Origin of the sequence: Nostoc sp. 2RC (assembly GCF_014222165.1) — a bacterium.
GTDB lineage: Bacteria > Cyanobacteriota > Cyanobacteriia > Cyanobacteriales > Nostocaceae > Nostoc > Nostoc linckia.
Window position 1 is genome coordinate 1 of sequence record NZ_JACKZU010000176.1, and the last position, 16,298, is coordinate 16,298.

Below are 16,298 nucleotides of genomic sequence, written 5' to 3' on the forward strand. Positions count from 1 at the left end.
ATTAAATAAAATACAAAAAAATAGCCAATTATTAGATAGTATAAAAAAACTTTTAACAAAAGATGAAAATATAGATTTAGATATATTAATTGCTTACAAATTAGAAAATATGGGATTAATACAATTGCAGCAGCAAAAATGGGTAATTAGTTGTAAATTATATCGAGATTTTTTGAAAAAATATCTAGTGTTGTAATTAAACAAGGTTCAGCAAATCATGATTTGCTATTATGAACAAAAGTATTTATAAAGTTGGTGGTTGTCTGAATGCTAATGCTGCTAACTATGTTACTAGGCAAGCAGACATTGAACTTTATACAGCCCTGAAAGCAGGGGAATTTTGCTATGTGTTCAACTGTCGCCAAATAGGTAAGTCTTCACTGCTGGTGCATACCAAGCAACAATTACAAAATGAAAGCTTTAGTTGTGCTTACATTGATATTACACAAATACGCAGCCAAGAACTCACCCAGACACAATTTTATAAAGGGATAATTGTCCGTTTGCTGCATAGTTTTGGGTTAGCTAAGAAAATCGATTTTGCAGCTTGGTGGCAAGAACAAACTGAGTTATCACTCATACAACGTTTGGGGAATTTTATAGAAGAGATTTTGTTAGTAAATCTGAGTAATAGTCGGATTTTGATTTTCATTGATGAAATTGATAGTTTGCTGCAATTAAGCTTTGGCATAGATGATTTTTATGCTTGGATTCGGGCTTGTTATCAACAAAGAGTCCATAATCCTGAATACGAACGACTGGGTTTTGCTTTATTTGGGGTTGCGACTCCCTCTGATTTAATTCAAGATAAACTCAAAACACCTTTTAATATTGGTGTTGCTATTAATTTAGAAGGATTTACATTAGCAGAAGCTCAACCTCTGGTAGTAGGATTAGAGGAAGTTGCGAACAATCCCCAAGCGGTATTTAAAGAAATTATTGCTTGGACTAATGGACAGCCATTTCTAACGCAAAAATTATGTCATTTGGTGGTGAAAGCTAGCCCTTTGGAAATTGCACCAGGTAAAGAAGCAGAGTGGATAGAGTTTTTAGTGCGATCGCAAATCATTAACAATTGGGAATCTCAAGACGAACCAGAGCATTTACGCACAATTCGCAATCGCCTACTTTACAATAATCAACGCGTTAGTAGATTACTCAGCATCTATCAGCAACTTTTACAAGCTATGCCTGTAGCAGCCGACGACAGTAGAGAACAGGTAGAACTGCTGCTTTCTGGTTTGGTAGTTAAACATCAAGGATATCTGCAAATCCGCAATCGCATATATCAAGAAATTTTCAATTGGGAATGGGTAGAGGAACAATTAAATCAATTACGTCCTTACTCGGAAACACTATCAGCTTGGATTGCTTCTCAAAAACAGGATACATCCCGGCTTTTACGGGGACAAGCTCTAATTGATGCCCAAAAGTGGGCGCAAAACAAAAGCCTCAGCGATTTAGATTACCAATTTCTTGCCGCCAGCCAGGATGCAGAACAGCAAGAAATCCGGCGGCAATTTGAAGCGCAGCAAGAAAGCGAACGGTTCTTTCGCCAACTAGCAGAAGCAATGCCCCAGATGGTATGGATTGTAGAGCCAGATGGTAGGCTATCTTATACCAACCAGCACTTAAGTACTTTTTTGGGGCGATCGCATTCCCAGGTGACGGACTGGAAACGCCTAGATATGGTTCATCCTGAAGATCGCCCCAGTAGCCTTGTCGCTTGGAAACATTCCTTAGAAACCAACTCACCCTACGAAGTGCAACTGAGAATACAAGATGTGGCGGGAAACTATCGCTGGTTTCTCAATCGGGCGATTCCCATCAAAGATGGAAGCGGACAGGTGGTGAAATGGTTTGGCACCAGCACCGACTTAGACGATCTCAAACGACAAGAAGAATTCCGGCGACTGCAAGAAGTTGAACAGCGACTGCAACAAGAAAAACGTGCCAGTCGCTTGCAAAAGTGGCTACTGGGGACTATTACCATTGCCTTTGTCATCGCCAGTTCTCTGGGAATATATGCCTTTGCCCAAAGATATCAAGCCACTCTCCGAGAAATTGAAGCGATCGCCAACGTTTCCGAAGCTCAGTTTGCCTCTGGGAATCGATTAGATGCTTTAGTCAGTGCCATCAAAGCCCAGACTCGATTGAGCAAATTAGCGGATGTGCCTGCTGAGTTACTTACCAAGGTAGATCGAGAATTGCGCCGTGCTACCTTTCAAGTCATTGAACGCAACCGCCTAAACGGTGAACAGGGAAAAGTGCGGGGTGTTGCCATCAGTGCCGACGGACAGACAATCGCTGCTGCTCACCAACACGGTAAGATTACTCTGTGGAAAAGCGATGGTACATTGCTAAAAGTACTTAGCGGACACAAAGGAGAAGTCTTTGATGTCACCTTTACTCCCAAAGGCGATAAACTAATTTCGACTGGGCAAGATGGCACGGTGCGACTGTGGAAGTTAGACGGGACACTGGTTAAAACACTCAACGCACATCAAGATTCGGTGCGATCGCTCGCCGTCAGTGCTAACGGACAATGGATTGCCTCGGCTAGTAACGACAGGACAGTAAAACTTTGGCGTATCGACGGCAGCTTGATTCGCACTTTCAAGGGACACAGCGATGCAGTTTCCAAGGTGGCGTTTAGTCCTGTTGATGCTAACATCCTAGCCTCGGTCAGTGATGATAATACTCTCATCCTCTGGAATCTAGAGGGTAACAAAATTCGGACACTGAATAATCCCATCGCCTCCAAAAAAGGCAAAAACCGTCTGATGAGCGTCACCTTCAGCCCTGACGGACAAACTCTGGTAGCTGGAGACTGGATTGGTAATGTTATCTGGTGGACTGTCACTGGCACTTTATTGCAAACTGCCACAGAACACGACAGCAGCGTGGTGACTCTCGCCTTTAGCCCCGATGGTCAAACCCTCGCTTCAGCTGGTTGGGATAATACAATTAAGTTTTGGAACAGCGATCGAAGCGTCAATCAAACTTTGTATGCCCATATTAACGGTACATGGAAAGTGGCTTTCAGTGCCGATGGTCATCGTTTGATTTCCGGTGGTGAAGATGATTTAGTGCGGGTGTGGCAACTGCAAAGCGAGATTCTCACAGTATTGCGGGGTCATCGTGCCTCTGTTTGGCACACGCCCATTAGCCCTGATGGGCAAACAATCGTTTCCTCTAGTGCTGATGGTACCATTAAGCTGTGGAATCGAGGCGGACAACTGCTCAACACCTTAACCCCGCCACCGGGACAGGTTTGGTCAGTGGATATCAGCCCAGATGGGAAGGACATCGCCGCAGGTAGCGATGATGGTTCCTTGAGCTTATGGACGATGCAGGGAAAACCCTTAAAAACGATTTCAGCCCATAACGCAACAGTGCGGGATGTGGTGTTTAGTCCCGATGGGCTAGAAATAGCTTCCATTAGTTGGGACGGCACAGCCAAACTCTGGAAGCGGGATGGTACTTTCATCCAAACCCTAGCCAAAAACCGCGATCGCCTCAATGCTGGAGCATTTAGCCCCGATAACCAGTGGTTAGCGATCGGGGGTCGTGATACGTTGCTTCGCCTCTGGCACAGAAATGCAAACGGGAAGTTTCCATCTCAGCCGCAATTCACCCTGAAAAGTCATAACGAGACTATTTGGGATGTCGCCTTTAGCCCTGATGGAAAGTTCGTTGCCACAGCTAGCGAGGACAAGACAATTAAACTGTGGTCGTTAGAGGGTAAATTAATTCGCACCATTCCGGCCCACACAGATCGGGTAAATGGCATCACCTTCATTCCCCCCCATTCTGGACTCCCCGACAATTGGGGTACCGTCCTAGCTTCCGCCGGTTGGGATAATACAGTGAAACTATGGTCGCTAGATGGCATCCTCCGCGCTACTTTAGAAGGACACGAACAACGCGCATTGAATGTTGCCTTTTACCCCGCTACCCACAACCAAGGAGCAATTCTAGCATCTGCCGGGTTAGATGATGTGGTGATTCTCTGGCAACTCGATCGCGTTTTAGATAGTAACCAGATATTGCACTCTGGTTGTATCTGGATAAAAGATTATTTGCGATCGCACCCAGATTTGAGCGATCGTCAATCTCTTTGTCAATAGAATTTTCTAAGTCAGAAGTTCTAGTTTACTGGGTTTGGAGTTTTCCACCCAAGCAAGGCACAGCTGGCGGAAATGGTCGCCCCGTACCTCAAAATTCGGGTATTGGTCAAAACTCGCGCAAGCAGGAGATAGCAAAACTACAGGTGCTTGATATTGCTTGGCTAGTTCCGCAGACCTGGGAATAGCCTTTTCCATAGTTTCCACAATTTCGTAAGTATAATATCCTACTTCTTTCAAGCGTTGGGCAAAGGCGGGTGCAGCAGAACCAATCAATAACACAGCAGCAGCTTTGCTTTGAATTTGTGCCAGCCAAGCTGTATCATCGCCTGCTTTTGCTTCTCCACCAGCAATTAAAATCGCTGGAGTGTCCACCGATGCCAAGCCAACTTCCGCAGCATCGTAGTTAGTGGCTTTGCTATCGTTAATAAAATTAATACCTTCCCAAGTGCAGATATGTTCTAAACGATGAGCAACCCCAGGAAATTCACTAATTCCACGAGCGATCGCATCAGCATTAATTCCCGCCAACCGCGCTGCTGCTACCGCCATCAAGAGATTTTGCTGGTTATGTTCTCCCACCATCCGCAAAGCAGATACTTTCACAATTCTTTCTGGGGTAGAGGTAGCTGTTAACTTTTCCACAACCCAGCCATCTTGTATATAAAAGCCTTTTTCGCTAATTAAGAAATCTCTTCCTTTGACACTAGTCCAATAAGCATTCGGCCAAGTACTCAAACCCACCTTGCTCAAGTAAGCATCATCACCATTAAATACTTGTAACTCAGACTGCTGCAATAACTTGGCTTTGATGTTGTAATAATTCTCTAGAGTTTTATGCCGCGCCAAATGATCCGGCGTGAAAGTCGTCCACACACCGATGCGAGGTGCTAGGGACGTTGAAGATTCTATTTGATAGCTGCTAAGTTCGGCAATTATCCAATCGAGTGAAGAAGACGCAAAGACTGGGAGACGCGGGGATGCGGAGAAAGAAGGAGACGCGGAGACTGGAAGACGCGGTGACGCGGGGAAAGAATTCTCCGTGTCCTCTTCTTCTGTATCCCCGCGTCCTTCCCAAGACAGAGCGACTTCACAGGCAGCGTAGCCAATATTACCGCAGGCTGGTGCGTTCAAGCCTGCTGCTTGAAAAACGGCAGCAATTAAAGATGTGGTGGTGGTTTTACCGTTAGTGCCGGTAATTCCTACCCAAGGTAAAGGTTGTAAATGTCGCCAAGCGAGTTCTATTTCGCCGATGATTTCAATCCCTAGTTCCCGTGCTTTATTTAATACAGGAACATCCCAAGGTACGCCGGGACTGACGACTATTAATTCTGGTAAATTAGCACCATTCAAGTCTGGAGATTGACCGAATTTTACGGTTATTTGTTCGGCAGCTAGTTCTTGTTGTTGTTGGAGAAGGGTCTCGGAGGTGTTACGTTCAGCTAAGCTCTCGGCAGTAGCGGAATCACTCAGTTGCACCTCCCAACCTTCCCGTTTCAACAATCTCGCCGCAGCAACACCGGACTTTCCAAATCCAATTACAGTAGCTCTGGACATAGATTGCAGCAGAGATCCCTGGTTAAGCACTCCTTATACTAACGTTTATTGGCAAAAATTACACAACTTTTTGTTGGTCTACGCTACAGATTTTTGACAATTGCTCCGAAATCAGCCAAAACGCGGGCATGATTGCGGACTAATCCCAACAGATGTAATCGATTACGCTTAATTTCTGGATCGGAGTCCATGACTAAAACGCTATCTGGCCCGTCAAAGAAGTTACTAACTGTAGGAGCAATTTTTGTCAATGCTGCTACTAGCAGTTGATAGTTTCTGGTTTGTTGTGCTGCTTGAGTTTCTGGCACTAAATCCACTAAGGCTTTATACAAAGCTACTTCGGACGGCTTTTGGAATAGTTCTTCACGGATTAAGCTTGTGGGTTCTAGCTGTTTTTTATCCAAATCCCCTTGGGCGGCTAGGCGTGTGGAACGGTTAACGGTTTCGTAGATGGTATCTAAGATGCCGTTGTTACGAATTTGTTGCAAATATAAAGCGCGATCGCGCACATCTAATAAATCCTTTAATGCCCGCTCTGTATATTCTGGGTCGTTTTCACCCAAAACTGCATTCACTAAGTCGTAATCAATTTGTTTTTCTTCTTGCAATAAAGTCCGAATGCGTTGTAAGAAAAATTCTTGTAATGTTGCTGTTAATGATGCCAAATCTTTTTGATATTTTGCTGCAAAATCTGTTGCAATTTGCAATAGTAAGTCATCTAATTTAATTGGTAAATTAGCAACCCATGTAATTTTTACTACTGCATTGGCGGCACGGCGTAAAGCAAAAGGATCGGAAGAACCGGAAGGAATTAAACCTAAACCGAAGATACTCACTAAAGTATCTAATCTATCTGCTAACCCCACCACTTGACCTGTGAGTGTTTCTGGTAAATTGTCGCCGGCTCCCGTTGGCAAATAATGTTGAAAAATTGCCTTTGCAACTTCGCTATCTTCACCGCTAGCTAAGGCATATTTTTCTCCCATAATCCCTTGTAATTCAGGGAATTCGTACACCATTTGGGTAACTAAATCTGCTTTACATAATAAAGCCGCACGCTGGATTTTTTGGCTTTGCTCTGGTGTTAATGTTAATTGCTGACTAATTTGCTCAGAAATCTTAACTATTCTATCTACCTTGAGACGCAAAGAACCCAATTGTTCTTGGAAAGTAACTGTTTCTAATTTGGGTAAAAAGCTTTCTAAAGGCTTAGCCAAATCAGCTTCGTAAAAAAATCTGCCGTCAGCTAATCTAGCGCGAATTACCCTCTCATTACCCACAGCTACAATATCTGATTTTTGAGGATCGGCGTTAGAAATAGTGATGAAATTTGGCAGTAATTCTTGCTGAAAACTTCCTGGTTTGAATACAGGAAAATAACGCTGGTGAGTTACCATAACTTCAGTGATTACTTCAGTTGGTAATTCCAAAAATTCTGGTTCAAATTTACCGACAACAGCCGAAGGATATTCTACCAAATTGATTACTTCTTCTAACAAATCGGGATAAAATACTGTAGAACCGCCTAAATTTTCGGCTACTGTATTTACTTGCTGTTTGATAACATTTGCTCGTTCTTCTGGATCGACGGTAACGTAGGCAGATTTTAGGGTGGTAATATAATCTGTAGCCTGGGGAATTGTCACAGGTTGAGGATGTAAGACGCGATGACCTTGAGTTAGGCGATCGCTGTGAATCGTTTTAGAACCATTTACCAATTCTAAAGGCAGCACCGTATCATCTAACAAAGCCACAAGCCAACGAATTGGTCGGGAAAATCTCGCATCTCCATCACCCCAACGCATCAATCGTTTACCTTCCAACCCCCAAATCCATTGGGGAATCAATTCTGTTAAAATTTCCGCTACAGGACGGCCATCCACTTTTTTTTGCACAAACACAAAATCCCCTTTATCAGTGGGGCGAATAGACAGCGCATGTATTTCCACACCCTGTTTTTTGGCAAAGCCCACTGCTGCTGGTGTCGGTTGACCATCTTTAAAGGCCGCACTAGCTGGAGGCCCTTTAATTTCTTCTTCCCGGTCTGGTTGTTGGGATGGTAAACCTGTAATCAATACCGCTAAACGCCGGGGAGTCCCGTACACCTCAACGCTTTCGGCTTTGAGGCTATTTGCTTCCAAACTTCGAGGAATGCGCTGTTGCCATTGCGATAAGGCATCACTGAGAAAGCTTGCAGGTAGTTCTTCTGTACCAATTTCTAATAAAAAAGCAGGCATAGGTCACTGTTTTTAACTTTGCGTAGCTCAACTTTATGCAGTTGATTCCAACAGTTTACCTTGCCGCAATGCTGCCGTATGGGCTGTAAAACACTTTTAACTAATTCCGCAAAATTCTTCATCCTTGGGGACTTCCAGAGAATAAATTAGCCCCTTCAGGTAGGGAGTCGGGTCAAAATAATTCATAATTAATAATTACTATAGCAATCCTAATAGGACTCATATTTGATTTCTGTGAAGCCAGTAGTTCGCCAAGTTCACTTGGCTCTTTAAAGGGCAAAGGGGAAAGGGAAAAGGTTTTAAATCCCTTACCCTTTACCCCTTTCCCTTTCCCCAGCCCTCACCCAGCAAAGTTGACTTGACAGACCGCTAGGTACACTTTTATTCCTTCTTAGCTGTTAAGAGTTCCTTTCCTATCGCGCTTGCGCTGCGCGAACGCCCACCACGCAAATTTTTTCAGGAATCAAATCGGATTCCCACATCATCTACAAACTTTCTTAAATACCTACCCTTGAAAGCTCCCCACTCGCCCTATGGATCGAATTCAAGCTGAAATAGCAACGCTGAAATCTCAAATACAAGTCCTCCAGCAAGAACGCGCTGCACTCACTATTAATAATGTAAATTTAGCCGAAAATGATTCACCCTTGGCAATGGTTGAGGCTTTCCGTCGCCAAGCTAGAGAAAATCCTCAATTATCTGCTGAACTCAAGGGTATAGATGATGCAGTTGCAGCGCTGGAATTGCAACTACAACAAAAACAAGCTGAATTAGCTCGTTGGCAAATTGAATCAAAACAACTTACCCAACAACAACAGCTAGAGGAAGCGAAAAAAGTAGCTCAAGTTCACGCTCAACGCATTAACCAACTCGCAGCCGAACTAGCTACCGAAATCCGCTTACTAAAAGCCTGCGCCGATGAGCTTAGTCCTATGTATTGGCAAGTCTATTACAAGCCTTTCATCACTGGGTTCAAGACAATCTCTGTTCCCCATGTCCGCTCAGATGGTGAAGTCTGGACAATTGTCAACCGTATTGTGTGAAATATGAGCCAATACTCATAAATCAATAATCAGGCGAAATTCTAGCTGAGGACGGTGGCATAAGCCGCCGTTTTTTGTTGACGTTGCAAAACTTTACATTTAGAATGGGCTAGAGTAGTTCAAACTGAGTATTTATTCCTATCAATAATTAAGATTTTATCTTTCAAAGGAAAGCGCGTTTACAAAAATACAAATAGCTTAATATAATGTAATTAAAAGCGAAAAGTGAAATTGATTGTCAGAAGTGATGAATGCTATGGAATATCCTTGGCTAACAGCCATAATTGCTTTGCCCCTGGTGGCTGCCTTAGCCATCCCGTTAATCCCAGATAAAGAAGGTAAAACTGTTCGTTGGTACGCTTTATTCGTTGCTTTTGCAGATTTCGCATTGATGATTTATACCTTTTGGTATAGATACGATTTCCAAAGTTCAACGCTGCAACTCATAGAAAACTATCCTTGGATACCGCAATTAGGTTTAAATTGGGCTGTTGGGGTTGATGGTTTATCGATGCCCTTGATACTTCTGACAGGCTTAATCAATACCCTCGCAATATTCGCGGCTTGGAAAGTTACCAACAAGCCGCGATTATTTTACGGTTTGATGCTGGCGATGTATAGCGCTCAGCTTGGTGTATTTCTTGCTCAAGATTTACTGTTGTTCTTCTTAATGTGGGAAATCGAGTTAGTGCCGGTTTACCTGCTGATTTCCATCTGGGGAGGACAAAATCGCCGCTATGCAGCCACTAAGTTTATTCTTTACACTGCTGCTGCTTCAATCTTCATTTTGGTAGCGGGTTTTGCGATGGCATTCTCAGGAGATACCGTCACCTTCGATATGGCGACTCTGGGAATGAAAGAATATCCCAAAGCTTTTGAACTATTAGTCTACGCAGGTTTCTTAATTGCCTTTGGTGTAAAACTGCCAATCTTCCCTTTACACACTTGGCTACCCGATGCTCACGGTGAAGCATCAGCACCTGGTTCGATGATTTTAGCTGGTGTGTTATTGAAAATGGGTGGTTATGCTCTCATCCGCATCAACGTTGAGATGCTGCCTAATGCCCATGTTTACTTTGCTCCAGTGCTGGCGATTTTAGGCGTAGTGAACATTGTCTACGGTGCTTGCTGTGCTTTTGCTCAAACCAATCTCAAGCGTCGCTTGGCTTACTCTTCAATTGCCCACATGGGGTTTGTACTGATTGGAATTGCCTCCTACACAGAACTTGGCATCAGCGGCGCTGTATTACAAATGGTTTCCCACGGTTTGATTGCTGCTAGCTTGTTCTTCTTATCTGGTGTCACTTACGATCGCACCCACACCTTGATGATGGATAAAATGGGTGGAATCGCAAAAGTAATGCCCAAAACTTTTGCTCTGTTTACCGTTGGCTCAATGGCTTCCCTGGCTTTACCAGGAATGAGTGGCTTTGTTGGTGAGTTGATGGTATTTCTAGGTATCGCCAGCAGCGATGTTTACAGTTCTAGCTTTAAAGTTGTAGTGGTGCTGCTGTCAGCAGTGGGCGTGATTTTGACACCAATTTACTTGCTCTCAATGCTGCGTCAAGTATTCTACGGAAATCAAAATCAAGAGTTGCACTTGGATGCTGTAGTATCTGATGTCAAACCCCGCGAACTATTCATTACCGCTTGTCTGCTGCTACCAATCATCGGTATCGGTTTCTATCCAAAATTGGCAACGCAGACTTATGATGTTAAAGCAGTAGAAGTAGCTGCTCATGCTCGTCAAGTTCTACCAGTTGTTGCTCACCAGCAACCATCAAGTCTCTACTCGCGTATTTTTACAGCGCCAACCTTGGCTAGTTCTCAAGTCGAAACTTTAGTTAATATTTCAAAGTAAAATATACATCCTATAAAGGATGGTGGAATTAAATTCTAATTTGAGGGGAATAAAGGGGTAGTTACACAACTACCCCTAAAATTTTTTTGTCAGAAATTAGAATTCTGAATTCAGAATTCAGAATTCAGAATTGAGTAAATTGGATTGAGAGCGGACAGAATATAGTAAGCCTATTTGGTTACTTGAAAAATATCAATGGCGGCTGTTAACAGTCAACAATCAACACCATACTGCAAAATTTATCCAAATACTAAATCTGGTTCTTCACAGAAGTTAAATAAAGCTGAATCACTTTCTGAATCATCTTCAAATACAGCAGAGATGTACCATTCACAGGGAGAATTATTCGTATATTCTGCCCAGGCAATTGTTACTGATTCACCTACAGGAATTCCTTCTTCAGAAAGGGTAAATTGAGACCAATCTTCATCATCGGGAGATGCCCACAATTCTGTAATTGCTAAGTCGGTGTTATTAGTGACGGAAAACGTAAACTGGTCTGACATATATGTTCTGCCTTTTTTTTTAAGTAAATTGCACCCTGAGATTATCCAATCTAATTGTGGGGTGGGTATCTCGCCTACCTGAACTTTGTTGCAGGTAAAATTACTACCCCAAAAGATTGGATAGTTGATGAGTTGGAAGTTTTTAATACTTCCTTTTTCAGGGATTAGAAGATGTTGACTGTTCTAGATTATTCAAACTTAAGCTGACCGTCAATATTGGCAATATGCTCATCAAGATTGATGTAACTTCCTAGATATGTTTCTCCGTCTGCTCTTTCACACTCAGCACGAAGCCTGTTTTTACCAGCTAAACCAATATTGTCGCAAGTCAGAGCAAATTTATCTCCATCCCAACTCAAAGTGCCATCGAGATTTGCGATATATGGATTTAAGTCGATAGAAGTTGCAGAAAGAGTATATCCATCAGCTTCTTCACAGCTAGCCGTGAGGGTAGAACCTTCAAGACTAATGTTATTGCAGGTTTGAGAAAACTCACCAGTTGCCCAAGCATTGGCGATCGCTATATTAAAGCTCAGCAAGAGCGCACAGAAAAAAGTTACACAAATTTTCAGCATTAGTTGTTTGTCCTCAAAATTTATGAAACCAACCAAGCGCAAATTTTATACCCTCTTATTTTTTTAACTCCGAAAATATAATAGTTTTTTAACGATGCCTGTTTTTAGGCTTTAGCTCTTTTATACCGATATTTAAAGCGCTATAGTACCCCACTGTTAACTTGGTCAAACCGAACAATAGATGTACGAATTACAACTTTTTGTAAATTACAAACACTGACTCTATCATTTGACTCAAAAATTTGTAGTCTCCCCTTGACATCGCGTCACTTACTGTACTACAAATGTAATATGAAAACAAAAACCTCTCCAAGAGGTCAAACCAAGACATCTCAGAACCTAGACAACTCAATAGCTAGTTATAACTTTTGGGGTCGCGATTGGCGTTCGTCTGCTCCGAAACCAACAAACGGACGGTTGCAGGATTCGGGTACCCTTTGGGAAGGCAAAGCCTACAATTCCCGACGACTCCATTAGGCTTTAATTGTTACTGATAATGGCTTTAAAGCCTAAAGCTACGACAAAAATAACTTAATTTTTGGCGTTTTCTTACAGGAATAATTTCTATTATTCTTAACAAACTTGGGTCTGCAACTCTAATGGTAGAGCGCCCAGATTCACTTGTGCCCTGACAGAAAAAGCTTACATACTAGCTCAAAAGCAGAGCAATCGTCTAGTAAACGATAAGTTGCAGGTGCGATTCCTGTGTGTGTTACCACAGCTTTTTCAACTTGCACGAGGTGTGAGTGCAACTCTCACAGGGAAGGTATCGGTTCAATTCCGGTCAGATCCACTAAATAATTTGTAATTCGTAATTAGAAAAGAGGTGATTGTGATGGTTCATATTCGATTTGAAGGACGTTCTGTTGATGTTGTTGAAACACAACTGGGAATTACAGCAAGTATGAACGATGTAGCAGTGAAAGAACGGGTAGCGCGCCATTTAGATGTAAATAGCGATCGCCTTTCTGCTTACGTAGTCGATCGGCGTCCCAGTGGCGATTTGATTGTCCGTCCGGAAGCTGTCTATGGTTAGATAAATTCTTGGCGTCCCAGTGTCTTCTTTCCGCACCCTAACTTATAAAGCCTACACACCATCCGGCAACGGAAATACAGGTACCCTGCGGGAACGCTACGCGAACAATTCCTGTCGCTTCCACTGATGGGAGCGTAGCCAAATTGGTAAAGGCAACTGTGAAAATTGCTTTGCTAACTTGTGCGGAATTTAAATTATTTAAATTGTATTTATCTATTAACCAATCACTTACATGGAGGTGAGTTAAATGATGTTCGCAAATTTATGTTTAATCAAAACTCAACTAGTAAAACAATATTTAAACAAAATGAGATATGAGCGAACATCGTTTGAGCGAAATTGTGATTGAACGTCCTCGTGTTGGGAAGAGAATTAGTCTCAAAAAAGTGACCGGTTTTAAAAAGCAATTAGACAACATCACCAAAGAAGCGAGTGAAGACGGATTATTTAATCCCTACTTAATTAAAGCAACGAAAAAAACTAAATATCCTTCAGATCATCTCGGCCCTTTGCGTCGGTTTTTGCGCTCAAAAGCTGGACAACCGTGGAATGATGTTTACAGCCAACTATGTGAACGATTGGATACCAAAACAATGGCTGGACAGCATGTCATTAGTCATTTGTGGCATTATGTTGAACGCCATGTACAAATCATTGACGGTGATCTTTATACTAAGCCTGACCGTGGGCATCCAATTCTGTTAGATGGAAGTTACCGCAATAGCTTTTATGTCCATCCGGAAACTGGTATTCTTTGTGCTGTACAGAATATACCTCGAAAGCAGAAACAAAGGCAGCAGGAAACTGATGTTGTCATCATCGATCGTTATCATCAGTACCACAAACTCAACGATATTTGGTATCTAATTACCTTTGAAGATTTTCCATCATCAACTAATTATGTGCAGGATATTCTGAAAGGTTTCATTCATTCTTCTCGTGCCGACACTTATAAAGGTAGCAGAATTTACGCTGTCAAGAAACAACAGTGTAGTAAAAAAGAAATTCGATTTATTTTAAATCAAATTTCCGAACACTAAAATTGTCACTTCGTGCCCTAACCGAAAAAGCTTACATACTAGCCGAATTGGAACAGGCACTTGAATCAAGCTCAAGCAATTATGGGTTCAAATCCCATGTGTGAATCAACAGCTTTTTCAACTTGCACGAGGTGATTCAATTTTGGATTTTGGATTAAAAATCAAAATTCAGAATTCTGAATTCAAATAAGATGTATTTGCTGGACTTACAAATAATACTAATTTAATTTAGTATGATTAGAGGCTGTTATGTCTGTAAAAACTCTGGAAATTTTAGAAAAAATCAAGTCTTTAAATATTAATGAAACTGCCCAATTAGTAAAGCAAATTGAAGTAACTTTCAATGTCGATATATCCACACCGAAATTCCTTCAGATTGACAAGCGAGATGAGGATGAAACTCAACCGCACATTCAAACGGAATTTGATGTCTTGTTGGTATCGGTTCCAGCAGAGAAAAAGATTGCCTTACTCAAGGTCATCAGGACGGTGACGGGACTGGGACTCAAAGAAGCCAAAGATTTTGTGGAATCCCTACCTCAAGTCCTTCAGACAGGACTAAATCAGGAAACAGCTGAAATTCTCAAGCAGCAGCTAGAGGAAACGGAAGCAGTTGTTTATTTGAAGTAATGGGGATTGGGCATGGGGCATTGGGGAAGATTTTCTCCCCTCCTCCCGCAGTCCCCAATCCCTCGGCAGTTGTTGTCGCGCCCTCATCGCAGAAGCTTATATAACTCTGCAACTTGCGCGGTGACTGTATCACCTGGCGTCCAACATCTGCCTCCTACAATTTTGGATTTTAGATTGCAATCCAAAATCTAAAATCTAAAATCTAAAATTCCTCAAGGAGGTTAAATATGAATACCGCAGAACGTGACCTGCGCTTGGAAATACTCAACAGTTTGCTGACAACTCCTCACCGCAAACTTGAGCAAGTCGCAGAAATTCACAAGTTAATTGTTGAACTCGATCCTATTTTCTACGGACACCTGGCAGTTTGGTATCAGCGTCATGGTGATGTACGCGACCACAAGGAAGTGTTTGTTGCTCACTTACTAACCAGCAATTTGGTTGAACACCGCGACGCCGGATTTATGATGCTGCAAGAGTTTCCACCTTATCAGGTGGCGCGTGTAGTGGACTTTATGAAGCAGCAGCAAAATAAACTACCTCGTTCGGCTCGAACTGCGGTGCGGCGTTATTTGAAGACACGGGAAAGCAATCCGGCTTTGTTCGATCGCGCTGCGCTGCGGGGTCGTAAGGCAATGAAGCACTTGTATGCTTCGCTGCACATCAAGCCAAATGAACGGGCAAATGCGATTCTATTCTGCGATACTCCGCCAGAGGGTTCCTTAGCAGATATCCTCAAACGGCTTGCCAAGGCGGAAAGTGCGGCACAACAAGCACGGCTGATTGTGGAATTCAACATTCCCTATACAATTGCCATCGGTGCAATTAAACAACTCACACCAGTTGTGTTGGTGGCGTTAATCAACAGCATGACTCCCCAGGAAGTTATTAATAACCTCAAGTCACTCCAAGCTAGAGGTGCAATGGATCATTCAGAAGTCAAGAAGCTGATTGATTCAAAACTGGAAGCAGCATCTAAAAGTGGACGTGTGGCAGCATTCAAAGCCCAGGTTGCGGCAGACACCGCAGATTTAGATGCAGACACCGTTGCACGTTTAGAAAAAGTGACCAACGAACAGGTGAAACGCCGTGGTGCGATCGCTCGTCCAACTGCTTTACTGGTGGATAAGTCTGGTTCAATGGAAAATGCGATCGCCCTTGGTAAGCAACTCGGTGCGTTAATCTCTGGTATCGCTCAAGCAGAATTGTTTGTCTACGCCTTCGACACCATTCCTTATGCTGTCACCGCAAAGGGTAAAGAGTTAACTGACTGGGAACGTGCTTTTGAGCACATCAATGCAGGCGGTGGTACTAGTATCGGTTCTGCGTTGGAAGCAATGCGGAAGAAAAAGCAGGTTGTTGACCAGATTATTCTGGTAACCGATGAAGGCGAAAATGCTACACCTTACTTCAGCGAAGTCTACAAAACCTATTGCCGAGAGTTTGCTGTAATTCCTAATGTGGTGATTGTCCGCGTAGGTAGTCATTACAACTGGGTAGAAAGTCAACTCAAGCAGCAGCAAGCACCTGTGGAAACCTTTACTTTTGAGGGTGATTATTACAGCTTGCCTAACCTCGTTCCACTCCTAACGCGTCCCTCTCGTTTGGATTTGCTGATGGAGATTTTGGATATGCCGTTACCTGTGCGAGAGGATAAGTAGATTTGCACCCCACCCCTTAATCCCC

12 protein-coding genes are annotated in these 16,298 nt (G+C 42.8%); 8 read left to right on the forward strand and 4 right to left on the reverse strand.

All coding sequences use genetic code 11. The features are described 5' to 3' along the window. Together GNE10_RS19550 and GNE10_RS19555 are read left to right on the forward strand one after the other, a co-directional pair. A partial coding sequence (locus GNE10_RS19550) for an AAA-like domain-containing protein (protein ID WP_185566592.1) occupies positions 1-196 on the forward strand: 196 nt, incomplete at its 5' end. Between the two features lie 34 nt (positions 197-230). Further along, complete coding sequence (locus tag GNE10_RS19555) at positions 231-4,130, forward strand: AAA-like domain-containing protein (RefSeq protein WP_185566593.1); 3,900 nt, start codon at positions 231-233, stop codon at positions 4,128-4,130. Between the two features lie 6 nt (positions 4,131-4,136). On the opposite strand, the gene murD is transcribed toward GNE10_RS19555, so the two are convergent. Beyond that, complete coding sequence (gene murD, locus GNE10_RS19560; protein WP_185566594.1) at positions 4,137-5,684, reverse strand: UDP-N-acetylmuramoyl-L-alanine--D-glutamate ligase; 1,548 nt, start codon at positions 5,682-5,684, stop codon at positions 4,137-4,139. Positions 5,685-5,767: 83 nt separating this feature from the next. Next, on the reverse strand, positions 5,768-7,921 hold the full coding sequence (gene glyS / locus GNE10_RS19565; RefSeq protein WP_185566595.1) for a glycine--tRNA ligase subunit beta: 2,154 nt from the start codon (positions 7,919-7,921) through the stop codon (positions 5,768-5,770). Between the two features lie 533 nt (positions 7,922-8,454). Between glyS and GNE10_RS19570 the strand changes: the two genes are divergently transcribed. Then, positions 8,455-8,964 (forward strand): hypothetical protein, encoded by a 510-nt coding sequence (locus tag GNE10_RS19570; protein WP_099069097.1) that lies wholly within the window; start codon positions 8,455-8,457, stop codon positions 8,962-8,964. Between the two features lie 247 nt (positions 8,965-9,211). Then, positions 9,212-10,825 carry an NAD(P)H-quinone oxidoreductase subunit 4 gene (locus GNE10_RS19575; protein ID WP_185566596.1) on the forward strand — a complete coding sequence of 538 codons (1,614 nt, stop codon included), beginning with the start codon at positions 9,212-9,214 and terminating at the stop codon, positions 10,823-10,825. A 239-nt stretch (positions 10,826-11,064) separates the two neighbouring features. Here the strand turns inward: GNE10_RS19575 and GNE10_RS19580 are convergent, their stop codons facing one another. Together GNE10_RS19580 and GNE10_RS19585 are read right to left on the reverse strand one after the other, a co-directional pair. Further along, entirely contained in the window at positions 11,065-11,331 is a 267-nt protein-coding gene (locus GNE10_RS19580) for a hypothetical protein (RefSeq protein WP_099069099.1), read from the reverse strand. A 188-nt stretch (positions 11,332-11,519) separates the two neighbouring features. After that, positions 11,520-11,906 carry a CVNH domain-containing protein gene (locus tag GNE10_RS19585; RefSeq protein WP_185566597.1) on the reverse strand — a complete coding sequence of 129 codons (387 nt, stop codon included), beginning with the start codon at positions 11,904-11,906 and terminating at the stop codon, positions 11,520-11,522. An 835-nt stretch (positions 11,907-12,741) separates the two neighbouring features. On the opposite strand from GNE10_RS19585, the gene GNE10_RS19590 reads away from it, so the two are divergent. The 4 genes from GNE10_RS19590 (at position 12,742) to GNE10_RS19605 (ending at position 16,273) form a co-directional block, all read left to right on the forward strand. After that, on the forward strand, positions 12,742-12,942 hold the full coding sequence (locus GNE10_RS19590) for a hypothetical protein (protein WP_099069100.1): 201 nt from the start codon (positions 12,742-12,744) through the stop codon (positions 12,940-12,942). A 314-nt stretch (positions 12,943-13,256) separates the two neighbouring features. After that, positions 13,257-13,982 (forward strand): hypothetical protein, encoded by a 726-nt coding sequence (locus GNE10_RS19595; protein ID WP_185566598.1) that lies wholly within the window; start codon positions 13,257-13,259, stop codon positions 13,980-13,982. A 249-nt stretch (positions 13,983-14,231) separates the two neighbouring features. Beyond that, positions 14,232-14,612, forward strand: coding sequence for a 50S ribosomal protein L7/L12 (gene rplL / locus GNE10_RS19600; protein WP_185566599.1), 381 nt, complete (start codon positions 14,232-14,234; stop codon positions 14,610-14,612). A 227-nt stretch (positions 14,613-14,839) separates the two neighbouring features. Beyond that, complete coding sequence (locus tag GNE10_RS19605; RefSeq protein ID WP_185566600.1) at positions 14,840-16,273, forward strand: VWA domain-containing protein; 1,434 nt, start codon at positions 14,840-14,842, stop codon at positions 16,271-16,273. The last annotated feature ends 25 nt before the right edge of the window (positions 16,274-16,298 follow it).